General features: G+C 61.6%; 23 protein-coding genes and 1 riboswitch. Of the genes, 5 read left to right on the forward strand and 18 right to left on the reverse strand.

Features of this window, described 5'->3' with window-relative positions:
* Positions 1-130: 130 nt before the first annotated feature.
* Positions 131-454, reverse strand: a complete 324-nt coding sequence (locus tag CAF63_RS00115) for a hypothetical protein (RefSeq protein WP_081493545.1) — start codon at positions 452-454, stop codon at positions 131-133.
* Positions 455-1,408: 954 nt separating this feature from the next.
* Between CAF63_RS00115 and CAF63_RS00125 the strand changes: the two genes are divergently transcribed.
* The 3 genes from CAF63_RS00125 to CAF63_RS00135 all read left to right on the forward strand — a co-directional run bounded on the left by CAF63_RS00125 (position 1,409) and on the right by CAF63_RS00135 (position 3,810).
* Positions 1,409-1,633: a hypothetical protein gene (locus CAF63_RS00125; RefSeq protein ID WP_007950419.1), complete on the forward strand. Its 225-nt coding sequence runs from the start codon at positions 1,409-1,411 to the stop codon at positions 1,631-1,633.
* Between the two features lie 276 nt (positions 1,634-1,909).
* Entirely contained in the window at positions 1,910-2,392 is a 483-nt protein-coding gene (locus CAF63_RS00130) for a hypothetical protein (protein ID WP_085682920.1), read from the forward strand.
* Between the two features lie 146 nt (positions 2,393-2,538).
* Positions 2,539-3,810 carry an OmpP1/FadL family transporter gene (locus tag CAF63_RS00135; RefSeq protein WP_085682921.1) on the forward strand — a complete coding sequence of 424 codons (1,272 nt, stop codon included), beginning with the start codon at positions 2,539-2,541 and terminating at the stop codon, positions 3,808-3,810.
* Between the two features lie 97 nt (positions 3,811-3,907).
* On the opposite strand, the gene CAF63_RS00140 is transcribed toward CAF63_RS00135, so the two are convergent.
* The 14 genes from CAF63_RS00140 to cobO all read right to left on the reverse strand — a co-directional run bounded on the left by CAF63_RS00140 (position 3,908) and on the right by cobO (position 15,298).
* Positions 3,908-4,468, reverse strand: coding sequence for a glutathione peroxidase (locus CAF63_RS00140; RefSeq protein WP_085682922.1), 561 nt, complete (start codon positions 4,466-4,468; stop codon positions 3,908-3,910).
* Positions 4,469-4,523: 55 nt separating this feature from the next.
* Positions 4,524-4,646 carry a hypothetical protein gene (locus CAF63_RS28915; protein WP_256574471.1) on the reverse strand — a complete coding sequence of 41 codons (123 nt, stop codon included), beginning with the start codon at positions 4,644-4,646 and terminating at the stop codon, positions 4,524-4,526.
* Entirely contained in the window at positions 4,643-5,851 is a 1,209-nt protein-coding gene (locus tag CAF63_RS00145) for an MFS transporter (protein WP_039769832.1), read from the reverse strand. Before CAF63_RS00145 ends, CAF63_RS28915 begins: the two co-directional genes overlap by 4 nt.
* A gap of 53 nt (positions 5,852-5,904) precedes the next feature.
* Positions 5,905-6,309, reverse strand: coding sequence for a MarR family winged helix-turn-helix transcriptional regulator (locus CAF63_RS00150; RefSeq protein WP_007950413.1), 405 nt, complete (start codon positions 6,307-6,309; stop codon positions 5,905-5,907).
* A 56-nt stretch (positions 6,310-6,365) separates the two neighbouring features.
* Positions 6,366-7,097 carry an adenosylcobinamide-GDP ribazoletransferase gene (locus CAF63_RS00155; RefSeq protein WP_085682923.1) on the reverse strand — a complete coding sequence of 244 codons (732 nt, stop codon included), beginning with the start codon at positions 7,095-7,097 and terminating at the stop codon, positions 6,366-6,368.
* Position 7,098: 1 nt separating this feature from the next.
* Positions 7,099-7,674, reverse strand: coding sequence for an alpha-ribazole phosphatase family protein (gene cobC, locus CAF63_RS00160; protein WP_085682924.1), 576 nt, complete (start codon positions 7,672-7,674; stop codon positions 7,099-7,101).
* Positions 7,671-8,726, reverse strand: a complete 1,056-nt coding sequence (gene cobT, locus CAF63_RS00165; protein ID WP_085682925.1) for a nicotinate-nucleotide--dimethylbenzimidazole phosphoribosyltransferase — start codon at positions 8,724-8,726, stop codon at positions 7,671-7,673. Before cobT ends, cobC begins: the two co-directional genes overlap by 4 nt.
* The gene (cobU, locus tag CAF63_RS00170) at positions 8,723-9,244 is read right to left on the reverse strand and encodes a bifunctional adenosylcobinamide kinase/adenosylcobinamide-phosphate guanylyltransferase (protein WP_085682926.1); all 522 of its coding nucleotides are present in this window, start codon (positions 9,242-9,244) and stop codon (positions 8,723-8,725) included. Before cobU ends, cobT begins: the two co-directional genes overlap by 4 nt.
* A 99-nt stretch (positions 9,245-9,343) precedes the next feature.
* Positions 9,344-10,846 carry a cobyric acid synthase gene (locus CAF63_RS00175; protein ID WP_085682927.1) on the reverse strand — a complete coding sequence of 501 codons (1,503 nt, stop codon included), beginning with the start codon at positions 10,844-10,846 and terminating at the stop codon, positions 9,344-9,346.
* Positions 10,843-11,850 (reverse strand): threonine-phosphate decarboxylase CobD, encoded by a 1,008-nt coding sequence (gene cobD, locus CAF63_RS00180; protein ID WP_085682928.1) that lies wholly within the window; start codon positions 11,848-11,850, stop codon positions 10,843-10,845. Before cobD ends, CAF63_RS00175 begins: the two co-directional genes overlap by 4 nt.
* Positions 11,843-12,751: an adenosylcobinamide-phosphate synthase CbiB gene (gene cbiB, locus CAF63_RS00185; protein WP_085682929.1), complete on the reverse strand. Its 909-nt coding sequence runs from the start codon at positions 12,749-12,751 to the stop codon at positions 11,843-11,845. The genes cobD and cbiB overlap by 8 nt, the downstream gene beginning before the upstream one ends.
* Positions 12,748-13,398, reverse strand: coding sequence for a 5,6-dimethylbenzimidazole synthase (bluB, locus tag CAF63_RS00190; protein ID WP_085682930.1), 651 nt, complete (start codon positions 13,396-13,398; stop codon positions 12,748-12,750). Before bluB ends, cbiB begins: the two co-directional genes overlap by 4 nt.
* Positions 13,395-14,690 carry a cobyrinate a,c-diamide synthase gene (locus tag CAF63_RS00195; RefSeq protein WP_085682931.1) on the reverse strand — a complete coding sequence of 432 codons (1,296 nt, stop codon included), beginning with the start codon at positions 14,688-14,690 and terminating at the stop codon, positions 13,395-13,397. The genes bluB and CAF63_RS00195 overlap by 4 nt, the downstream gene beginning before the upstream one ends.
* A complete protein-coding gene (gene cobO / locus CAF63_RS00200; RefSeq protein ID WP_007950401.1) occupies positions 14,687-15,298 on the reverse strand; it encodes a cob(I)yrinic acid a,c-diamide adenosyltransferase in 612 nt (203 codons plus the stop codon). The genes CAF63_RS00195 and cobO overlap by 4 nt, the downstream gene beginning before the upstream one ends.
* An 82-nt stretch (positions 15,299-15,380) precedes the next feature.
* Positions 15,381-15,606: riboswitch (cobalamin riboswitch) on the reverse strand.
* Between the two features lie 166 nt (positions 15,607-15,772).
* Here cobO and CAF63_RS00205 point away from each other — a divergent pair.
* Positions 15,773-16,357: a hypothetical protein gene (locus CAF63_RS00205; RefSeq protein ID WP_085682932.1), complete on the forward strand. Its 585-nt coding sequence runs from the start codon at positions 15,773-15,775 to the stop codon at positions 16,355-16,357.
* A 65-nt stretch (positions 16,358-16,422) separates the two neighbouring features.
* Positions 16,423-17,736, forward strand: a complete 1,314-nt coding sequence (locus CAF63_RS00210; protein WP_085682933.1) for a sorbosone dehydrogenase family protein — start codon at positions 16,423-16,425, stop codon at positions 17,734-17,736.
* A 65-nt stretch (positions 17,737-17,801) separates the two neighbouring features.
* On the opposite strand, the gene CAF63_RS00215 is transcribed toward CAF63_RS00210, so the two are convergent.
* From CAF63_RS00215 to hda, 3 genes are all read right to left on the reverse strand, one after another.
* Positions 17,802-18,338: a C40 family peptidase gene (locus CAF63_RS00215; protein WP_011333136.1), complete on the reverse strand. Its 537-nt coding sequence runs from the start codon at positions 18,336-18,338 to the stop codon at positions 17,802-17,804.
* A gap of 219 nt (positions 18,339-18,557) precedes the next feature.
* Complete coding sequence (locus CAF63_RS00220) at positions 18,558-19,178, reverse strand: C40 family peptidase (protein WP_007950397.1); 621 nt, start codon at positions 19,176-19,178, stop codon at positions 18,558-18,560.
* A gap of 214 nt (positions 19,179-19,392) precedes the next feature.
* Complete coding sequence (gene hda / locus CAF63_RS00225; protein ID WP_085682934.1) at positions 19,393-20,097, reverse strand: DnaA regulatory inactivator Hda; 705 nt, start codon at positions 20,095-20,097, stop codon at positions 19,393-19,395.
* Positions 20,098-20,274: the final 177 nt, after the last annotated feature.

Below are 20,274 nucleotides of genomic sequence, written 5' to 3' on the forward strand. Positions count from 1 at the left end.
GGCCAGTGCCAGCAGCGGCACCGCCGCGCCTGCCAGCCCCAGCAAGATGCTGGTCAAGTCCATCGCCATAGTGACTCCCGCCGATCCGATAAAGCCTGAAGGTTAACCAAGGCGCCAAGTCTTGGACAGCTCAGTCTTCGATCAGGCCGAGTTCCTGTTGCGCGCGTCGGTCACCGGCGCGGGCGGCCTGGCGCAGCAGGTCCTGGCCGATCCGGCGATCCCGGGCATTGCCGCACTCGCGGCACATCAACTGACCGAGACGACTTTGCGCGGCGACCACCCCTTCCCGGGCCGGTTGCTTGAGCAGGCGGCCGGCGAGATGCTTGGCATTCTGGCTGTCGCCCAGACGCGGGCTGTCCAGCAGCCATTCGGCCACGCGCACGGAAAATCGCTTGGGAGCGGTAACACGAGGGGGTTGGGAGGTAACAGATTCTGGAGCTGAACGAAACTTCATAAAGCACTGTGGGACAGATCGGAAGGCGCGCCACTCTACTCTTTTTTTCGCACAGGTAAAGTCGAAAAAAACCCGGCACGCCCGTGCTAGAGCAAGCGCTCGGGACAATCCACAGAAGCTGTGGATAACTCAGTGGACAACCGCCCTCCAGTCGCCGCAAAGCCTTATGGAATGGGGCTCGCAGTCAAACTGACGATTTTTTCACCAGTTAAAAAAAGCGATGTTTTTCATTGACTTAAACTTTCGATGCAGGCAGCCATCGGAGTCAGGATCGTTATGACAGCGCCGTTACAGTCTGCGCAACTAATGTGCACAAGTACCTGTTACGCGGTTATATCGATGCGCCTTTTCGGGTCGTTTTGGCATTCAGGCTGGGGACAAGCCCCTGCGCCGAGCTTCAGCGCCGGCCATGTCGTGGCGACCGACGGTCATGATGTGAGCCAGATCGGGGCAGACGCTGGGCCTGGGTAATGTCCCCCGGAATTTTTTTGATCAGCGGGTTTGCCTTCCCGGGATCGTTCCGTTAGTATCCGCAGCGTTAGTACCAAGCTGAAAGTCAATTCCGGTCGAACACACCCCACGGTCAGCCTTCTTTCACAGAAGCCGCCACCGACAAAAGCGGGAGCGACCCCTCGATGGTTTCCAGGTAAATCTTGCGACAACACAGCCTTTGAATCGAATGCAAAGGGTGTTGCGAAGACCACTTACTCTGACCGAACCAACCTGCAAATTGATCAGGATCTTCACCCCGGGCCCAGAACCTCTGCCCTCGATGTGTTGCCTGTCCTCCTAAGTACCTACCTGCCAGCCCAAGCGCGCCCACTTTTATAGCGCTCGAACTGGCTGCCTTGTTCCAGTCGGGTTCTTCGTTCGACCAATGGTGGTTGACGTTACTGGAACGTTTTAACGTTGCACGGTTCTTATCCGTGTCATTTGTAGGAACACCTAATAACTATGTCGACTCAAATCCAGACTCAGGATGCCATTCGCACCCTAACCAACGCTTTTGCTCCAATGAACTGCCTGATCATGGCCGCTCGCAAAGGCTGCTTCAGCTTCACCGTGGTCAATGAACACGGGATCGCCCGCCACAGCGAGCGTCTGTACCCCGATCAATACTCCAGCGCCGAACCGCTGCAGGCCGTGATTGATCGCACCCGTCAGGCATTGATCGCCTGAGAGGCCGAAATGGCTGCAAAAGCAAAAGCCCCGCTTAAAACGCGGGGCTTTTTATTGCCCGATGTTTCGCTTTTGCGACTTTCCACTTAAGCACCAACTGATATAACGGTTATAACGCCCCGCCGGAAATATTTTAAAAACAGGCCTTTACGTCGCGAATATGACACTACACTTCAACTCAAGCGGCGTGATCCGCTTCCGGCGGGCCTGATTCGATCCACAGCTGCCAAGCTCCCCTTCAGGTCTCGCCGCCCAATAACAAGATCCGAGGGTTTTATGGGTATCGCTGCCAGCGAACTGTGCCGCCATGTGATCCGTCCCACGCTGATTTATCTGGGACGTCACTGCGCCACCGCCGAATCCCTGTTGCTGGGCATCGCCGCCAGCCAGTCCGCCCTCGGTTCCGCCCTGCATGACCGCCGTGGCCACGGCCTGTACCGGATTGCCGAACACCGTCACCAGGCGCTCTGGGATCATTACCTGGCACTGGATCCCGAACGCGCCAGCCTGGTTCGCGGCCTCGCAAGCCAGCATGCCTTCCTCAGCGGCCCGCACCTCGAACTGACCGTCAACCTGCGTTACGCCACGGCCATTGCCTGGCTGCTGGTCGAAGAACAAAACCCCGTCCTCCCCGAGTCGGATGATCTGCTGGGCATGGCGCGCATCTGGCGTCAGACCTTCCAGCCTCAAGGTCGTCTGCGCGATTTCACCCGCGCCTGGCAAACCTGTGTTTCACCGCTGAATCAGGTCGCTTGCTGATCCGCCGGTTTCGCAACATCGTCCAACGAGTAGCGAATCTGGTCGGATTGTCCTACAAAACCGCTCTAACTCAAGGCATACGGCCTATAGCGCTAGGACGAAAATGTTGGTAATTTTCGCCCCGGTGATCACCAGGAGTTCTAATAATGAAAAAAGTCATGCTCAAAACCACCCTTAGCCTTGCCGTAACCGTGGCATCCACCCAGATCTTCGCAGCTGGCTTTGCCATCAACGAACACAGCATCAGCGGGATGGGGACTGGGTACGCCGGGCGATCTTCTTCTGCCGACGACGCAAGCACTGTTTATGGCAACCCTGCCGGCATGTCGCGCATCACGCGCGAACAAGTCACTGGCGGTGTTGCATTCCTCGACGCAAAAACCGATATCAGCGACGCCAGCTCCAGCCCGAACGGCGGCAGCAACAAAGGCGACATGGTGCCCTTCACCTCCGTACCTATGGGCTACTACGTCAAGCCGATCGACGAGCATTGGGCATTCGGCCTGGGTGTGTACGTCCCCTTCGGCCTGATCACCGACTATGAAAACGGCTTCGCCGGCCGTTACTTCGGCAGCAAGTCCGAAGTCAAGGTCATTACCTTCCAGCCGACTGTCAGCTACAAATTCAACGACGTGGTGTCGATCGGTTTCGGTCCGACCATCAACCGCATCGACGGCTCGCTGGAATCCAACCTGTCGATCACTCAGGCTGCGCCGGACGGCAAGGTCAAGATCAAGGGTGACGACACCGCACTGGGCTACAACATCGGCGTGCTGGTACAGGCTACCGACACCACTCGCCTGGGTCTGACCTACCACTCGAAAGTCGACTACAAGCTCGAAGGCAACACCAAGGTCAACTACGGCGTACTCGGCGCGATCGGCCTGGGTGCGAACCAGAAGTACGACGCTTCGCTGAAGATCACCACGCCTGAATCCGTGGACCTCTCGGTCACTCAGGCGATCAACGATCGCTGGAACGTCTACGCCGGTACCACCTGGACCCGCTGGAGCCAGCTGGAAAAGATCACCGTCAAGAACTCCGGTGTACAGCCTCTGCTGGCTGGCCAGTTCGGCGAGATCACCGAAGAGCAGAACTGGCATGACACCTGGGCTTACGCCATCGGTACGTCCTACCAGCTGAACAAGGAATGGGTACTGCGTACCGGTCTGACGTTCGACCAGGCGCCGACCAACAACGTCGACCGTTCGCCACGCATCCCGACCGGCGACCGGACCATCTTCAGCATCGGTGCCGGCTGGAGCCCGACCGAAGACCTGACCATCGACGTTGCCTACTCGTACCTGAAGGAAGAGAAGGTCAACATCCGCAACGAAAACGATCGTGGCCAGAGCTACAACTCGCAGTACGAAAACTCGGCAAACGGCTTCGGTGTCGGCGCAACCTACCGCTTCTGATGCTGTACGGCGAGGCTGATCTCTTTAGCGTTTGAGGCCTCGTCCACTAAAAAGCCCCGCTCTCTTCACAGAGGCGGGGCTTTTTAGTGGGCGTCGATCAGGGTTTCAGCGGCTGGGAGGCAATGGCTTTTTCAATGGCTGCCAGAAATTCCGGATCATCCGGCTTGGTCAGGCTGGAGAAGTTGGCAATGACCTTGCCCTGACGGTCGATGACGTATTTGTAGAAATTCCACTTCGGCGCGCTGCTCTGTCTGGCCAGCACCTGGAACAGGTGGGTGGCATCGTCGCCCCGCACCTTCTGTGGCTCGGTCATGGTGAACGTCACGCCGTAGTTGGCGTAACAGACCTTGGCGGTCTCGGCGCTGTCCTTGGATTCCTGCTTGAAGTCATTGGAGGGCACGCCGAGCATTTCCAGGCCCTGGGCCTTGTAGCGCTGATTGAGCGCTTCGAGCCCCTCGAACTGCGGCGCGAAACCACAGAAGCTAGCCGTGTTGATCACCACCAGCGGTTTGTCGGCGTAGCGCTGACACAGGTCGATGGATTCCTTGGCCCGCAACTTGGGCAACGAACCTTGCAACAGATCCGGACAGTCCGCGGCCTGGGCCAGTCCGGTCAACGCCATCAGCAACGCGGGAACAGCACACCAGCGCTTGAGCATGTCGGGCATCCTTGAGCAATCGTCAGACCTCGACGTTACTCGCCCTCCCGCCGATCTAGCAAGCACCCATGCCCAACTGCATCAGCGCCAGCCCGCCCTGATGCCAGCCCCACCACACCAGCGCCAGCAACGCGGCGCCGAGTGCGGTGATGACGATCTGCGGCCAGTAACGGTTCATGCAGCGCTCGCACGCGGTTGCAGGCGCTCGACCGGACGCTCGCGCACTGGCCAGTTCAGCGCGGCCGCCAGCAGACTCAAGAGAATCGCCACTTGCCAGATCAAGTCATAACTCCCGGTCCGGTCGTACACCACCCCGCCCAGCCAGCCGCCAAGAAACGAACCCAACTGATGGAACAGGAACACGATACCGCCGAGCATGGACAGGTTTCGCACACCAAACAAGGTCGCCACCGTACCGTTGGTCAACGGCACCGTCGACAGCCACAGGAAACCCATGGCCATGCCGAACAGATAGGCCGAGGTCGTCGTCACCGGCAGCCACAGGAACAGCACGATCACCACGGCGCGCAACAGGTACAACCCGGTCAACAGGCGCGGTTTGGACATCCTCCCACCGAGCCAACCGGCGGTGTAAGTACCGAAGATGTTGAACAGGCCGATCAACGCCAGCACCGTGGTGCCGACGCTGGCCGGCAGATGCTGATCGACCAGATACGCCGGCAGGTGCACGCCGATGAACACCACCTGAAATCCGCAGACGAAAAAGCCGAACGCCAGCAGCCAGAACCCGGAGTGCGAGCACGCCTCACGCAGGGCTTCGGACAGGGTTTGTTCATGGCCGAGCACCGGCAGCGGCTTGTCCTTGAGCATGCTCACCAGCGGCACGATCAGCGCCACCAGCAGGCCTAGTACCAACAACGCCGCCGACCAGCCGAGCCAGCCAATCAACCCGAGGGTGCCCGGCAGCATGGCGAACTGGCCGAAAGACCCGGCGGCGCTGGCGATGCCCATGCCCATGCTGCGTTTCTCCGGCGGCACAGCACGGCCGACCACCCCGAGGATCACCGAGAACGAGGTGCCGGACAGCCCGATGCCGATCAGCAAACCGGCGCTCAGGGACAGACCCAGCGCCGTTTCCGACAGGCCCATGAACACCAGGCCCAAGGCGTACAGCACACCGCCGATCAGCACCACTTTTGCCGCGCCGAAGCGGTCGGCCAATGCGCCGGTAAACGGTTGTGCCAGACCCCAGATCAGGTTCTGCAAGGCGATGGCGAAGGCGAACACCTCACGGCCCCAGCCAAACTGGGCACTCATCGGCGACAGAAACAGCCCGAAACCGTGCCGCACACCCAATGACAACGCCAGAATCAGCGCACTCCCCAGCAACACCCAACCGCACGTACGCCACATCGAACTCATTGTTATTCTCCAGTCACGGGTATATACCCGCTTAGATTCGGAAAAACCGGCCCTCAGGCCAGTTCATCCAACAGCCGCAGCAAGGTTTCACGCTTCTCGGCACCCAGTCGGTCGATCAACCGCTGTTGCGCCGCTTCCCAGGCCGGCAGGGCCGCTGCCAGGCGTTGCGCACCGGTTTCGGTGAGCCGGACGATGCGGTTGCGCATGTCTTCACCCTCGGCCAGCGCCACCAGCCCCTCGCCTTCCAGCACCCGCAGGTTGCGCCCGAGGGTGCTGCGATCCAGGCCCATGGCCTCGGCCAGTTCGGAAATGCTCGGCTGATCCAACCGCTGCAGATTGCACAGCAAAGAATACTGGGCAACGTTGATCCCGAAGCCGTCGAGAGCGCCGTCGTAATGCCTGCTGACGCCACGGGCGGCGCGACGCAGGTTGGTGCACAAACACTGAGAAGGAAGCATGATGCGTGTATATACCCGCGACTGTGTTAAATCAAGTTACAGATCAACGTTACTTATCAAAACAAGGCCAGCCCGACCAGCACTGACATCTCCAGCAATTCCAGCAACGCACCGGCCGTATCACCGGTGGTTCCGCCCAGTCGCCGCACCATCAGATGCCGTAGCCAGATGAACACGACGGCCACCAGCAGCAACGCAACGACCGCGTTGAACCCAGCGATGACCACACACGCCGCTGCACTCACTGCCAGCACCTGCCAACCCGTTTTGCGTGGCAGATGATCGGCCAGCGCCTGCCCCAATCCACCGGCCCGGACATAGGTTGTGGTGAGGAACAACGCGAGCAGCGCCGCACGCCCGATCAGCGGCACGATGATCAACGCCATGCCCTGCTGTTGTTCGATCAAGGCCAGCAACGCGGCGAACTTGAGCAGCAACACCAGCACCAGCGTCACCACCGCGATCGGCCCGCTGCGCGGATCCTTCATGATCGTCAGCGTGCGCTCGCGATCACCGAAGCCACCGAGCCACGCATCGGCGCTATCCGCCAGCCCATCGAGGTGCAACGCGCCACTGAGCAGCACCCACACCGTCAGCAACAGCGCGGCATGCAACAGCAATGGCGCGCCAGCCAGCGCAATGTTCAGCGCCCAGAGAATCACACCGAACAGCAAGCCCACCAGCGGATAAAACAGCAGCGACCGACCGAGCTGTTCAGGCGCCGGCATGCCCGGCAGACGAATCGGCAGGCTGCTGAGAAATTGCAGGGCGATCCACAGAGGCAGCATGTCAGCCCACTTCCTTGAGGGAGCCGTCGGCTTCGACGATCAGCGAAAAAAGCGCGCCATGAGCGACTTCGACATTGAGCAGTTGTTCACGGGGCAAACTACGGGCCTGCGCCAGCAGCAGACGCATGACGCCGCCATGACTGACCAGCAACACCCGCTCGCCGGCGTGTGCCGCGTGCAGTCGTATCACCGCCGCCAACACCCGCGCAGAGAAATCGCTGACCGGCTCACCCTGCGGCGGGGTAAACCCATACGGATCAGCCCAGAACAAACCCAGCGCTTCGGCATCGGTTTCCATCAACGCCGCCGCACTCTGCCCTTCCCAGGCACCGAAATGCAGCTCCTGCAGATGTTTGTCCAGAGATACCGGCAGATCCCGCTGCGCGCTCAACTCCTCAGCGAATCGCGCGCAACGCTGCAAGGGCGAGCTGACCAGCCGATCCCACGGCCCTTTCCCGATCACCGCTTCGCGCATTTGCGCCCAGCCTTTTTCGGTCAGCGCATCGTCAAGACTGCCGCGCAGGCCGCCGCCGAGTTCGGTTTCACCGTGGCGCAGGAGGTCCAGACGCAAAGTCATGCCGGGCGATCCGCCACCGCCGCTTCGGCGAAGGTCGCCATCTGCCCGTGCAGGTCGCAGGCCAGACGCAACAACGGGACAGCCAGCGCCGCACCACTGCCCTCGCCCAGACGCAGGCCCAGTTCGAGCAACGGCTCCGCGCCAAGGGTTTCCAGCACATGGCGATGGCCCGGCTCAGCACCGCGATGACCAAACAGCAGCCATTCACGGCAGGCCGGATTCAGGCGTACCGCCACCAACGCGGCGACCGTGCAGATGAAACCGTCCACCAGCACCGCCACACCTTCCTGAGCACACGCCAGATACGCGCCAACCAACGCTGCAATCTCGAAGCCGCCGAGATTGAACAGGGTCTGCAACGCATCACCGCGCTGTGCCGCATGCAGTGCCAGCGCCCGCTCGATTACCTGCGCCTTGTGGCTGACGCCTTCGGCATTCAGCCCGGTGCCGGGGCCGGTCAGATGCGCCACCGGGCAATCCAGCAGCGCACAGGCCAGCGCACTGGCAGCGGTGGTGTTGCCGATGCCCATTTCGCCGCCGATGAACAATTGCGCGCCCGCCGCTTTCGCGCGCAGCGCACTGTCGCGACCGCCCTGCAAGGCGAGTTCGCCTTGGGCCTGAGTCATCGCAGGGCCCTTGGCGAAATTCGCCGTGCCCGGGCCGATGTTCAGGTGGCGCACGCCCGGCAGGTTCAAGGACGGGGTCACGGTGCCCAGATCCACCACTTCCAGCTGCGCGCCGAGTTGCCGCGCCAGCACGCTGATCGCCGCGCCGCCGCTGACGAAATTCAGCAGCATCTGCCCGGTGACCTCCTGCGGAAACGCAGAAACGCCTTCGGCGACAACGCCATGGTCACCAGCAAAAATCGCGATCCAGACCTGATCGAGATTCGGCTTGATCCGGCCCTGCAATCCGGCCAGTTGCACCGCCACCGATTCGAGCTGCCCGAGGGAGCCGGCGGGTTTGGTCAATTGCTGTTGACGCGCCGCGGCGTTTTCAACGGCGTCCGTATCCACTGGTTTGCACGGGTTCAGCCACCAGGCTTGAGTCATAACGCAGGTCCTTTCAGAGTCAGGGGCAGGCCGGCGACCGTCAGGACGACTCGCTGACAACGCTCGGCCAGAGCTTGATGCAGCCAACCGGCTTCATCGACATAGCGGCGAGTCAATTCGCCCAGCGGCACGACACCCATTCCGGTCTCGTTGCTGACAAAAATGATTTCACCCGGCAGCGACGCCAGGCATTCGAGCAAGGCTTCGCGTTCGGCGGCGAGGCGTTCGGTGTCTTCGAGCATCAGTAGATTGGTCAGCCACAGAGTCAGGCAATCCACCAGCAGGCAGCGCTCGGGGCCGGCGTTTTCGCGCAGCACACGGGCCAGTTCCAGCGGCTCTTCGATCAACGCCCATTCGGCAGGACGACGAGCGCGATGATGGGCGACGCGCTCATTCATCTCACCATCCAGTGGTTGGCTGGTGGCGATGTAAGTTACGGCCAGCGCGCTGTCAGTGGCGAGTTTTTCGGCCAGGCGACTTTTGCCGGAGCGGGCGCCGCCGAGGATCAACTGGAGCATGGAGGCATCCTGAAAGATATTCGTTGAGACAACTGACCTCTTCGCGGGCAAGCCCGCTCCCACAATGGCTGTCGGCCGGACATGGCGTTTGAGTACACCTCAGCGCCCTGTGGGAGCGGGCTTGCCCGCGAAGAGGCCATCACATCCGGCCTGGATACCACAGAGTTCACACAACAGATCGGTATCCAGATGCTTCTCCACCAGATCCGCCAGCCGCTCGATATCGCGTTCGCGCAGGCCGTGGTAATCCACCTCCTGCACATCGTTCAGACCGGCCCAGCGCAACAGCGCGGCACTGGCTGCCGGCGATTCGAACAAGCCATGCAGGTAAGTGCCGAAAATCTGCCCGTCGAGACTTTGCGCGCCGTCGCAACGGCCGTCGTCCAGACGCACAGCCGCATTTTCCAGCGCCGCTCCCGTCGTCACGCCGGCATGAATTTCATAGCCGCTGACCTCGGCATCTTCCAGCGCCAGACGCCCGCGCACATTGCGCAATTGCTTTTCGGCTTCGAGCTGCGTTTCAAACGCCAACAAACCCAGACCGGCGCTGGAACCCGGCGCGCCTTCAAGGCCCAGCGGATCGTGCACCTGCTCGCCGAGCATTTGCAGACCGCCGCAGATCCCGAGCAACTTGCCGCCATAGCGCAGGTGACGGCGGATGGCGGTTTCCCAGCCATTGGCGCGCAGATACGCCAGGTCGCTGCGCACGCTTTTCGAGCCCGGCAGGATGATCAAGTCGGCCGGCGGAATCGCTTGCCCCGGCCCGATGAATTGCAGATCCACCTGCGGATGCAGGCGCAACGGATCGAAATCGGTGTGGTTGCTGATGCGCGGCAGTACCGGCACCACCACTTTCAGGACTTGCTCGACCTTGTCAGTCTGACGCTGGTCGATGCCGTCCTCGGCTTCCAAATGCAGGTCCATCACGTACGGCAGCACGCCCACCACCGGTTTGCCGGTGCGTTGCTCCAGCCAGTCGAGGCCCGGTTGCAGCAAGGCGATGTCGCCGCGAAAACGGTTGATGATGAAGCCTTTGACCCGCGCCTGTTCGCTCGGTGACAGCAGTTCCAGCGTGCCTACCAGATGGGCGAAGACGCCGCCGCGATTGATGTCGGCGATCAGCAGCACCGGGCAATCCACCGCTTCGGCAAAGCCCATGTTAGCGATGTCGCCGGCACGCAGATTGATCTCTGCCGGCGAGCCTGCGCCTTCGACCATCACCAGCGGATACGCGGCGCTCAAGCGCTCATGGGAAGCGAGTACGGCCTGCATGGCGATGGCTTTGTAATCGTGATAGGCGACAGCGTTCATGCTGGTGACCGCGCGGCCATGAATGATGACCTGGGCGCCGGTGTCGCTGTTGGGCTTGAGCAGCACCGGGTTCATGTCGGTGTGCGGTTCGAGGAACGCCGCCTGGGCCTGCACCGCTTGCGCGCGGCCGATCTCGCCGCCGTCGGCAGTCACCGCGCTGTTGAGCGCCATGTTCTGCGGCTTGAACGGCACCACGGCAACGCCCTGACGGGTTGCCCAGCGGCACAGCGCCGTCACCAGCGTGCTTTTGCCGGCATCGGAGGTGGTGCCCTGCACCATCAATGTGGTCATGCGGTTTTTTCCTTGGAGCAATGCTTGGCGAATGCTTGCAGGGCTTGCTCAAGGCGCGCTTCGTCGGCGGCATCGGCGGGCAGCCCGAAACGCAGGCTGCTGTTGTGCGCGAAGAGGCGTAGAAGAATGCCGCGTCGGGCCATGAATTCGTGCAACGCAGCGGCCTGTTCGGTGATCAGCCACTGAAACAGCGCGCAGCCGCCCTGCGGTTTGAAGCCGTGACGCTCGAGCAACGCAGCCAGCCGCTCGCTGGCCTCGTCGCTACGGATGCGCTGACGCGTGTGGCCTTCGGTATCGCGCAGACAGGCTTGACCCAACACGCGGGTCGGCCCGCTGACTGCCCATGGCCCGACCTGTTCGGCCAGCAACCGGAGCAACTTGCGCTCGGCCAGCACGAACCCCAGCCGCACACCGGCCAGACCGAAAAACTTGCCGAACGAACGCAGCACGATCAATCCCACTTGATGCGCATGCGGGGCGAGACTCAGCTGCGGTGTGTTGTCCATGAACGCTTCGTCGACCACCAGCCAGCCGCCGCGTTGGGCCAGCCGCGCGTGCCAGTCGAGCAGGCGCGCCGGGGTCAGGTTCAGGCCGGTTGGATTGTTCGGGTTAACCACCACCAGCACGTCGAGGCTGTCGAGAAAGAAATCGACTTCCTGCTCCAGCACTTCACGGACGATATAGCCGCTGCGCCGCCAGGCTTCGGCATGCTCGGCATAACACGGCGACAGCACGCCGACCTTGCCGGCCCGGCGCAAACGCGGCAGCAACTGGATGGCCATCTGCGAACCGGCTACCGGCAGCACTTGCGCGGCGCCGTAGTAGTCGCACGCGGCCTGCTCCAGACCGTCATCGTTTTCCGGCAAGCGCGCCCACGCCCGCAACGGAATCTCCGGGACCGGAAACGGCCATGGCGCGAGGCCGGTGGACAGGTCGAGCCAGTCTTCTTCCGCGATACCGTATTCGAGCGCCGCCCTGCGCAGCCGGCCACCGTGCTCAAGCATAGAATTCAGCCCCCACGCAGAGAATCAGCAGCCATAACCATACCCCGCGCTGGACCAATTGCCAGCCGCGATCAATGGAATCGGCATCCGCCGGCGCGCCCTCGCCCAGTTGCGGGCGCTCGTGCAGCTCGCCGTGGTAAATCGCCGGGCCACCCAGCTCGACGCCCAGCGCACCCGCACCGGCAGCCATCACCGGGCCGGCGTTCGGGCTGTCCCATTTCGGCGCTTGGGTGCGCCAGCATTTCAGCGCAAGTCGGGTTTTGCCCAGCAGCGCGTAGGTCAACGCCACCAGCCGCGCAGGAATGTAGTTGAGGACGTCGTCGATTTTTGCCGCCGCCCAGCCGAAACGCTCGAAGCGTTCGTTGCGATAGCCCCACATCGCGTCGAGCGTATTGCTCAGGCGATAGAGCACCACGCCCGGCGCACCAGCCACGGCAAACCAGAACAGCGCGGCGAATACGGCATCGCTGCCGTTCTCCAGTACCGATTCGGTGGCGGCGCGGGCGACGGCGGTGCTGTCCAGCTCATCGGTCTGACGGCTGACCAGATACCCCACACGCTTGCGTGCCTCTTCCAGATCATCGGCGCGCAGGGCCTTGGCCACCGGCTCGACGTGCTCACCCAGGCTGCGCATGCCGAGGGCGCAATACAGCGCAAGAATCTCGACGATCCAGCCCACGTAAGGCGCCCAGGAAAACGCCGTGGCCAGCAGGGTCAGCGGCAGCACCGCAATCACCCACGCGGTGACGCCATGGCTGCGCCAGCCGCGACCAGCGCTATTGAAACGTTGCTCGATGCGCCCGGCGAAATTGCCGAACGCCACCAGCGGATGCCAGCGTTTCGGTTCACCCAGCAGCGCATCCAGCGCAACCGCGGCGACACTCAACAACGCCACACTCATTGACTCACTCCCCAAAAATTTTCATACAGCAGCTCATTCAGCGGACGCGCCTGCGCCCACCCTTCGAGTACCAGCATCGGCGCCGGATAGAATTCCTTGACCGGCCCCAGGCAAAGCACCGCCAGCGGCTTGGCCCCGGCTGGCAGTTTCAGCAGGTCGGCCAGCGCCCGCGGTTCGAACAGCGACACCCAGCCCATGCCCAGGCCTTCGGCACGCGCCGCCAACCACAGGTTCTGGATCGCGCAGGACAGCGACGCCATGTCCATTTCCGGCAGCGTACGGCGACCGAAAATGTGTCGCTCGCGATCGTCCATCAACGCCGCAACCAGCACTTCCGCGCAGTCGTTGATGCCTTCGACCTTGAGCTTCATGAATTCGTCACTGCGCTCGCCGAGGGCTTCGGCGGTGCGCACACGTTCTTCTTCAACCAGGTTCTGGATCTGGCCACGCAAGGTGCGATCGCTGATACGGATGAAGCGCCATGGCTGCATCAGGCCGACGCTCGGCGCCTGATGCGCGGCTTCAAGCAATCGGCGCAACAGCTCAGGCTCGACCGCGCCACCGCTGAAGTGGCGCATGTCGCGACGTTCGGCGATGGCGCGGTAGACCGCTTCGCGCTCGGCGTCAGTGAAGGCGTTGTCGCTCATGGCACCAACAGCGCGGCAATCGCCGACGGATTCGACGGGAAATAGAAATGCACGTATGAGGCGGTCATCCGTCCTTCCCGGTAAACCGCTTCCGCGCCGCGCCCGCCATTGGGGCTGTGGCCACGGGCAATTGGCGTCAGTTCGGTGGTAGTCAAGGAATGGTGGTAGGTGTGGCCGCGCAGCAGGCCTTCCGGCAAGTCGACCTCTTGCAGCGCCAGCGCGGCGAGGCGCTTTTGCATCACGGCGTCGCCACTCAACAGGCCGACCAAATCAGCGCGGGTGCCTTCGACATCGGTCAGCGAGTCGAGCAGATAAAGCATGCCGCCACATTCGGCGAGCAGCGGTTTGCCGGCCGCATGATGCGCGCGGATCGCTTTGAGCATGTCGGCGTTCTGCGACAAGGCAACGTGGTGCAATTCCGGATATCCGCCGGGCAGGTACAGGCTGTCGGCGTCGGGCAATTGCGTATCGCGGATCGGCGAGAAGAAACTCAACTCGGCGCCCATCGCCCGCAGCAGATCGAGACTGGCGCCGTAGGTAAAGGCGAAGGCTTCGTCGCGGGCGACGGCGATTCGCACGCCTTCGAGCAGCCTTTCGGTCTTGCCGATTTCAGGCGCGGCGAATTCCACGGCCGGTGGCAGCGCTACCTCGCAAGTGCCGGCCAGCGCTTCGGCGGCGGCATCAAGGCGCACGTCCAGGTCATTGAGTTCGCTGGCCTGCACCAGACCGAGATGGCGGCTCGGCAGTTCGATCCCGGTTTCCCGGGACAACGCGCCGTACCAGCGCAGGCCTTCGGTGAGGCTGCCTTCGAGCAATTGTGCATGGCGCACGGTGCCGACACGGTTGGCCAGCACGCCAGCGAACGGCAGATCCGGCTGATAGCGCGCCAGCCCCAGAGCCAGCGCGCCGAAGGTCTGAGCCATGGCCGTGCCGTCGATCACACCGAGTACCGGCACGCCGAAATGCCGGGCCAGATCGGCACTCGACGGCGTGCCGTCGAACAAACCCATCACGCCTTCGATCAGGATCAGATCGGCTTCGGCGGCGGCTTCCCACAACAGGCGACGACTTTCTTGCTCGCCGACCATCCACATGTCCAGTTGATAGACCGGCGCACCGCTGGCGCGCTCGAGGATCATCGGGTCGAGAAAGTCCGGACCGCACTTGAATACGCGAACCTTGCGCCCCTGATTGCGATGCAGACGGGCCAGCGCAGCGGTGACGGTGGTCTTGCCCTGGCCGGAAGCCGGGGCGGCGATCAGAACCGCCGGGCAGTGACGTGGTTGATTCAAAGTTCGACGCCTTTCTGCGCTTTGATGCCGGCCTGGAAGGCGTGCTTGATCATGCCCATTTCGGTGACGGTGTCGCCCATCTCGATCATTTCCGGTTTGGCAGCGCGACCGGTGACGATCACATGCTGCATCGGCGGACGCGCCTGCAGATCGCTGAGCACCTGATCCAGATCGAGGTAACCGTGCTTGAGCGCGATGTTCAGTTCATCGAGCACCACCAGACCGATCGACGGATCGCGCAGCAGTTCGCGGGAGACTTCCCATGCAGCCTCGGCGGCGGCAATGTCGCGCTGGCGATCCTGGGTTTCCCAGGTGAAGCCCTCGCCCATCACATGAAAACGCACTTGCTCGGGGAAGCGGCGGAAGAACAGTTCCTCACCGGTGCTGTTGCGGCCCTTGATGAACTGCACCACGCCGCACTGCATGCCGTGGCCCATGGCGCGGGCGAGCATGCCGAATGCCGAGCTGCTTTTGCCTTTGCCGTTGCCGGTCAGCACCAGCACCAGGCCGCATTCGTCTGGCGAATTGGCGATGCGTTCGTCGATCACGGCTTTTTTGCGCTGCATGCGCGCCAGGTGGCGCTCGTCGCGTTCGGGGGAATCAGTCATGGGGGAGAGCTCTCCGTTGAGGCTGGATAACGGCGGGCAGGCACAAGAATAGACGGCAACAAGCCTGGCATCGCCCACCGTGATGCCGCTGGATGGATCAGGCCGGTCTCCGGGCTCATGAGCGGCTGGTGCCTGGCTGCGCGCCTTCCCGCTTTACGCAGTGGCATCAGACGCAGCTTTTACTCATTTACCGTTGCGGGGGCAGCGCCGGGATCGTGAGGGTTCATCGCTTGAAGACCCGCCTCACCGGCTTCCCTGTTTCACTCTGTCGACATGCGCCACAGAGCACCTGAAACAAGCCGCGAAGGTTAGAGGGTTGGGGGTGGAGCGTCAATTGAAGAGGGACTTGTGCGGCGAATAACTGCCGCCGATCAATTAACTGACGCCAATGTTGTGCCACACTGTCATGAGTGATATCAAAGGGCCATGCTTTTTGACTGCAGAGAGCACATCACAATAACAAGGGAGAGCACCATGCAAGGCATGATCATCAGCAATCCGCGGCTGGAATTCCTGCGCCCGGTGCTGGAACGCTGGTTTGACTGTATCGACCGCTACAACGCCGTGCGCGGCGACAATGACACACCTTATTGGCACGACGAAAAAGCCAACCTCGGCCTGCTGTCGGCCGCTGCATGGATGGCCGAACTGGTCACCCTGCGCGACACCGCCACCCGCAAGCAAAACGAAGAAGGCGAGCGCAATGCTCGCGCCGACCTGTTTATTGCTGGCGCCGAAGATCGCGCCTTCATCCAGGCCACCCAACGCTGGCCGCGCGTCACCAACCTGAATCTGACGCAGGCTTTGGTGGATATCACCAGCGACGCCAAGCGCATCAGCTACGCCAGCGACCTGAAACTCGGCTGCCTGTTCGTCGCCCCACAAAAAGCCCAGCACAGCGCCAGCCCGGAAGAATTGCAGGACATGGTCGATGACCTGCAAAAGGAACACACCTGCGCCGTCGCCTGGTACTTTCCCTACGCCTACCGCAAATTGCGCAGCGAAGCCGGCAACTATCACCCCGGCATTGCCGTGCTGTTCAAGGAAGCCCGCGGCTGAGGGTTGAACCATCGGGCTTGTGCGCTTCTCTATGACTAAGAATGCATTCATAGGGAAGATCAGCAATGCGCAAGCCCCAGCTCGTTTTCGTCATCGTGCTCGCCGGAGGGCTCGCCGCCTGTGGTGAATCCTCCAGCCTGCAAGTCTCCGACGGCACTGGCCCGTCACCGAAACTGCCCGAACCGAACAAGACCCTGATTCCGACGGTGAACATCGCCCCGGCCATCGGCTGGCCGGCCGGCGCGAAACCGACGGCAGCGGCAGGTACTCAGGTGGCAGCCTTCGCCGAAAATCTCGATCATCCGCGTTGGCTGTATGTACTGCCCAATGGCGACGTGCTGGTGGCGGAAACCAACGCCCCGCCCAAACCCGACGACAGCAAGGGCATTCGCGGCTGGGTGATGAAAAAAGTCATGGGCCGCGCGGGTGCCGGCGTACCGAGCCCGAACCGCATCACCCTGCTGCGCGATGCCGATCATGATGGCGTGGCCGAGACCCGCACGGTGTTCCTGCAGAACCTCAACTCGCCGTTCGGCATGACCCTGGTCGGTAACGATCTGTACGTCGCCGATACGGATCGCCTGCTGCGCTTCAACTACGAACCCGGCGCAACCGAAATCAAGAGCCAGCCGATCAAGGTCGTGGACTTGCCGGGCGGCACACTCAACCATCACTGGACCAAGAACGTCATCGCCAGCAAGGACGGCAGCAAGCTGTACGTCACCGTCGGTTCGAACAGCAACGTCGGCGAAAACGGCCTCGATCAGGAAGAAGGTCGCGCGGCGATCTGGGAAGTGGACCGCGCCACCGGCAATCACCGGATCTTCGCCTCGGGCATCCGCAATCCCAACGGCCTGGCCTGGGAGCCACAAACCGGCGCGCTGTGGACAGCCGTCAACGAGCGCGACGAAATTGGCAGCGATCTGGTGCCGGACTACATCACTTCGGTCAAGGACGGTGGCTTCTACGGCTGGCCGTTCAGCTACTATGGCCAACACATCGACGTGCGCGTGGAACCACAGCGCCCGGACATGGTGGCCAAGGCCATCGCCCCCGACTACGCCGTCGGCCCGCACACCGCGTCACTGGGCCTGACCTTCGCCGAAGGCAATCGCCTGCCGGCGCAGTTCAAGGAAGGCGCATTCATTGGCCAGCACGGCTCGTGGAACCGCAAGCCGCACAGTGGCTACAAGGTGATTTTCGTACCGTTCACCGCTGGCAAGCCGAGCGGAACGCCAGTAGACGTGTTGACAGGTTTCCTCGACAAGGACGAGAACGCTTTGGGTCGCCCGGTGGGCGTGGTGATCGACCAGCAAGGTGGATTGCTGGTGGCGGACGATGTGGGTAACAAGGTGTGGCGGGTGTCAGCGACCCGCTAATGTATTGCAGGCATTAAAAAACCCGTGGGAGCCATTCAACTCCCACGGGTTTTTCTGTATCCGGGTTACGGGTTATGCGCCAGGTGCTCCGGCTGCAGAACGCGTTTGGCGCTCAGGTAGGCTTTTTGCCAATACGCCTTCGACAGACTGTCCAGTTTCACCGTACCGCCGGTAGCCGGCGCATGAACGAAGCGCCCTTCCCCGACGTAGATCCCCGCATGACTGACCTGAGAGCCGCCATTGGTGGCGAAGAAGATCAGGTCGCCAGTCTGCAGCCCTTCCTTGCCGACATTTGGCGCCTGCATGACGATCATCTCGCGGGTCGAACGCGGCAGGCTGATGCCGGCGGCATCGCGGTAGACAAACCCGATCAGGCCACTGCAATCGAAACCTGAATCCGGCGTATTGCCGCCCCAGCGATAAGGCGTGCCCACCAGCCCGAGCGCGCGGAACAGCACGTCTTCTGCAGCGGGAGAAAAGGCCTGGGAGGATCCGAACACGATCGGAGCTCGAACCACCGGCGCAGGCGGCGGAGTGCGGCTGGCGCAGGCGCTGAGCAGCGCTGCGAAGAACATCAGGGCAAAGCGGGCCGACATCGTCATATGCAGAACATCCTGATCTGGCTGAGGCTTTGACTGCCGATTCGACAGAAAACAAAACCGCCTGCGTTGGGACGCAGGCGGTTTGCCATCAATATAGATCAGGATTCTAGCGGCTACGCGGCAAACTTCAAGTAAGACTTTAACTTCACCTTGTAAAGTTTAAGTCTATTGCCTCTGAAAGGCCGCTTTGTCGCCACGAGCGTGGCGACAATCGAGTGATTACTTGCGAGCGGTTACCACGGTTGGAGCGTTCGCCAAAGCACGTTTGGCTTCGATGAAGGTCTTGCTCCAGTAGCTGTCGCCCAGGCTGTCGATGCGAACACCGCCGCTGCGACGAGAGCTGGAATGGATGAACTGGTTGTCGCCCAGGTAGATCCCGGCGTGGCTTACACGACCGCGACGACCATTGGTGGCGAAGAACAGCAGGTCGCCCGGCTCGAGGTTGCTGCGCGAAACCAGCGGCGCATCAACGTTGATCATTTCGCGGGTGGAGCGCGGCAGGTTCATGCCGGCTTCTTCGCGGAACAGGTAGCCGATGAAACCGCTGCAATCGAAACCGGCTTCAGAGGTACCGCCGAAACGGTAACGGGTACCGATCAGGGACATGCCGCGTTCGAGGATGCTGTCAGCCAGAACCGGAAGCTGGTAAGGCTTCTTGCCGTTGAAGTCGGCGAGTTCTTTTTCGGTGTCCAGCTCTTCCTGGTAAATAACGGAAGACTGGGCGGTGGCAGAATTTTTAGCCTGTTGTTGCTGCTCTTGATTAACAGGTGAATGAGCAGCGCAACCGAACAACAGGGTGACGAGTGCGAGAGGCACGAGGGGTGCGAAGCGCTTTAGCATGGGCACGACCGTGGCTGATAGTTGTAAAGAAGCCGAGACTATGCCCGCTATCAGCCTCATTTGCAAATTCAATCGATCTTTTTGTGACTTCCCGGTTTCTCGTTAACATCTAAGCGCTTAAGCCTATTTGAATCGAGACGCGGCCTGTGCAACCCACAGGAAAGCGGGTTTTCTGGCGCCTGAAATATGCCGAAACCGGCTGAAAGCCCCGGTTTTACCAGCCCAGGGTTTCTTTCAGGAAGGGAATGGTCAGCTTGCGCTGAGCCTGCAAAGAGGCCTGGTCGAGCTGCTCCAGCAGATCGAAAAGCGCGCTCATGCTGCGGGTACCGCGAGTCAAAATAAAATGCCCGACTTCGTCGGTCAGGTGCAGACCACGACGGGACGCGCGCAATTGCAGGGCACGCAATTTGTCTTCATCGGAGAGAGGACGCATCTGGAAGATCAGCGCCAGGGTCAGGCGCGATTTCAGGTCGGCGAGTTTGATCGGCAGTTCACGCGGCGAAGTGGACGCCGCAATCAGCAGACGTCGGCCGCTGTCACGCAGACGGTTGAACAGATGAAACATCGCCTCTTCCCAGTCCGCCTTGCCAGCTATCACCTGCAAGTCATCCAGGCAGACCAGTTCGTACTGTTCGAGGTTGTCGAGAATTTCAACGCCGCGATCCATCAACTCGGCCAGCGGCAGGTACACCGCCGGCTCACCCATCTGTTCGAAGCGCAGGCACGCGGCCTGCAACAGATGCGTACGCCCTACCCCGTGCTTGCCCCACAAATAGATCAGGCTTTCGGTCCAGCCGGCGTCGGCTTCGCATAGACGCTCGACATAGCCGAGTGCAGCGGCATTGGCGCCTGGGTAGTAGTTGATGAAGGTGGCGTCGTCACGCAGACGCACACCTAGGGGCAGCTGAATCGGTTTCATGCTGACTGAACAGTTCCCAAGGAACCGTTAGTGGCCTCTGTGTAAAGTGAGCGAAGTTTATACCCGTGAAGCGGAGCGCACAATGCGACAGACCCCAAGCAAAATCAAAGGTTTGCGTTAACGTGCTGGTTTTATGACAGTTTCTTTGGCGCCATGGCCTGCATGAGACGGGCCAAC

This window comes from Pseudomonas sp. B20(2017) (assembly GCF_002113125.1).
Lineage (GTDB): Bacteria > Pseudomonadota > Gammaproteobacteria > Pseudomonadales > Pseudomonadaceae > Aquipseudomonas.

What these genes read in the sequence shown, in the direction of transcription:
- hda (WP_085682934.1), bottom strand. Translation starts at nt 20,097, where the DNA reads ATGAAACCGATTCAGCTGCCCCTAGGTGTGCGTCTGCGTGACGACGCC.
- CAF63_RS00150 (WP_007950413.1), bottom strand. Translation starts at nt 6,309, where the DNA reads ATGCTTCCTTCTCAGTGTTTGTGCACCAACCTGCGTCGCGCCGCCCGT.
- CAF63_RS00175 (WP_085682927.1), bottom strand. Translation starts at nt 10,846, where the DNA reads ATGACCACATTGATGGTGCAGGGCACCACCTCCGATGCCGGCAAAAGC.
- CAF63_RS00125 (WP_007950419.1), top strand. Translation starts at nt 1,409, where the DNA reads ATGTCGACTCAAATCCAGACTCAGGATGCCATTCGCACCCTAACCAAC.
- bluB (WP_085682930.1), bottom strand. Translation starts at nt 13,398, where the DNA reads ATGAGCGACAACGCCTTCACTGACGCCGAGCGCGAAGCGGTCTACCGC.
- cobT (WP_085682925.1), bottom strand. Translation starts at nt 8,726, where the DNA reads ATGACTCAAGCCTGGTGGCTGAACCCGTGCAAACCAGTGGATACGGAC.
- CAF63_RS00215 (WP_011333136.1), bottom strand. Translation starts at nt 18,338, where the DNA reads ATGACGATGTCGGCCCGCTTTGCCCTGATGTTCTTCGCAGCGCTGCTC.
- CAF63_RS00155 (WP_085682923.1), bottom strand. Translation starts at nt 7,097, where the DNA reads ATGCTGCCTCTGTGGATCGCCCTGCAATTTCTCAGCAGCCTGCCGATT.
- CAF63_RS00145 (WP_039769832.1), bottom strand. Translation starts at nt 5,851, where the DNA reads ATGAGTTCGATGTGGCGTACGTGCGGTTGGGTGTTGCTGGGGAGTGCG.
- CAF63_RS00135 (WP_085682921.1), top strand. Translation starts at nt 2,539, where the DNA reads ATGAAAAAAGTCATGCTCAAAACCACCCTTAGCCTTGCCGTAACCGTG.
- CAF63_RS00220 (WP_007950397.1), bottom strand. Translation starts at nt 19,178, where the DNA reads ATGCTAAAGCGCTTCGCACCCCTCGTGCCTCTCGCACTCGTCACCCTG.
- cbiB (WP_085682929.1), bottom strand. Translation starts at nt 12,751, where the DNA reads ATGAGTGTGGCGTTGTTGAGTGTCGCCGCGGTTGCGCTGGATGCGCTG.
- cobU (WP_085682926.1), bottom strand. Translation starts at nt 9,244, where the DNA reads ATGCTCCAGTTGATCCTCGGCGGCGCCCGCTCCGGCAAAAGTCGCCTG.
- CAF63_RS00205 (WP_085682932.1), top strand. Translation starts at nt 15,773, where the DNA reads ATGCAAGGCATGATCATCAGCAATCCGCGGCTGGAATTCCTGCGCCCG.
- cobD (WP_085682928.1), bottom strand. Translation starts at nt 11,850, where the DNA reads ATGCTTGAGCACGGTGGCCGGCTGCGCAGGGCGGCGCTCGAATACGGT.
- CAF63_RS00210 (WP_085682933.1), top strand. Translation starts at nt 16,423, where the DNA reads ATGCGCAAGCCCCAGCTCGTTTTCGTCATCGTGCTCGCCGGAGGGCTC.
- CAF63_RS28915 (WP_256574471.1), bottom strand. Translation starts at nt 4,646, where the DNA reads ATGAACCGTTACTGGCCGCAGATCGTCATCACCGCACTCGGCGCCGCG.
- cobC (WP_085682924.1), bottom strand. Translation starts at nt 7,674, where the DNA reads ATGACTTTGCGTCTGGACCTCCTGCGCCACGGTGAAACCGAACTCGGC.
- CAF63_RS00115 (WP_081493545.1), bottom strand. Translation starts at nt 454, where the DNA reads ATGAAGTTTCGTTCAGCTCCAGAATCTGTTACCTCCCAACCCCCTCGT.
- CAF63_RS00140 (WP_085682922.1), bottom strand. Translation starts at nt 4,468, where the DNA reads ATGCTCAAGCGCTGGTGTGCTGTTCCCGCGTTGCTGATGGCGTTGACC.
- CAF63_RS00130 (WP_085682920.1), top strand. Translation starts at nt 1,910, where the DNA reads ATGGGTATCGCTGCCAGCGAACTGTGCCGCCATGTGATCCGTCCCACG.
- cobO (WP_007950401.1), bottom strand. Translation starts at nt 15,298, where the DNA reads ATGACTGATTCCCCCGAACGCGACGAGCGCCACCTGGCGCGCATGCAG.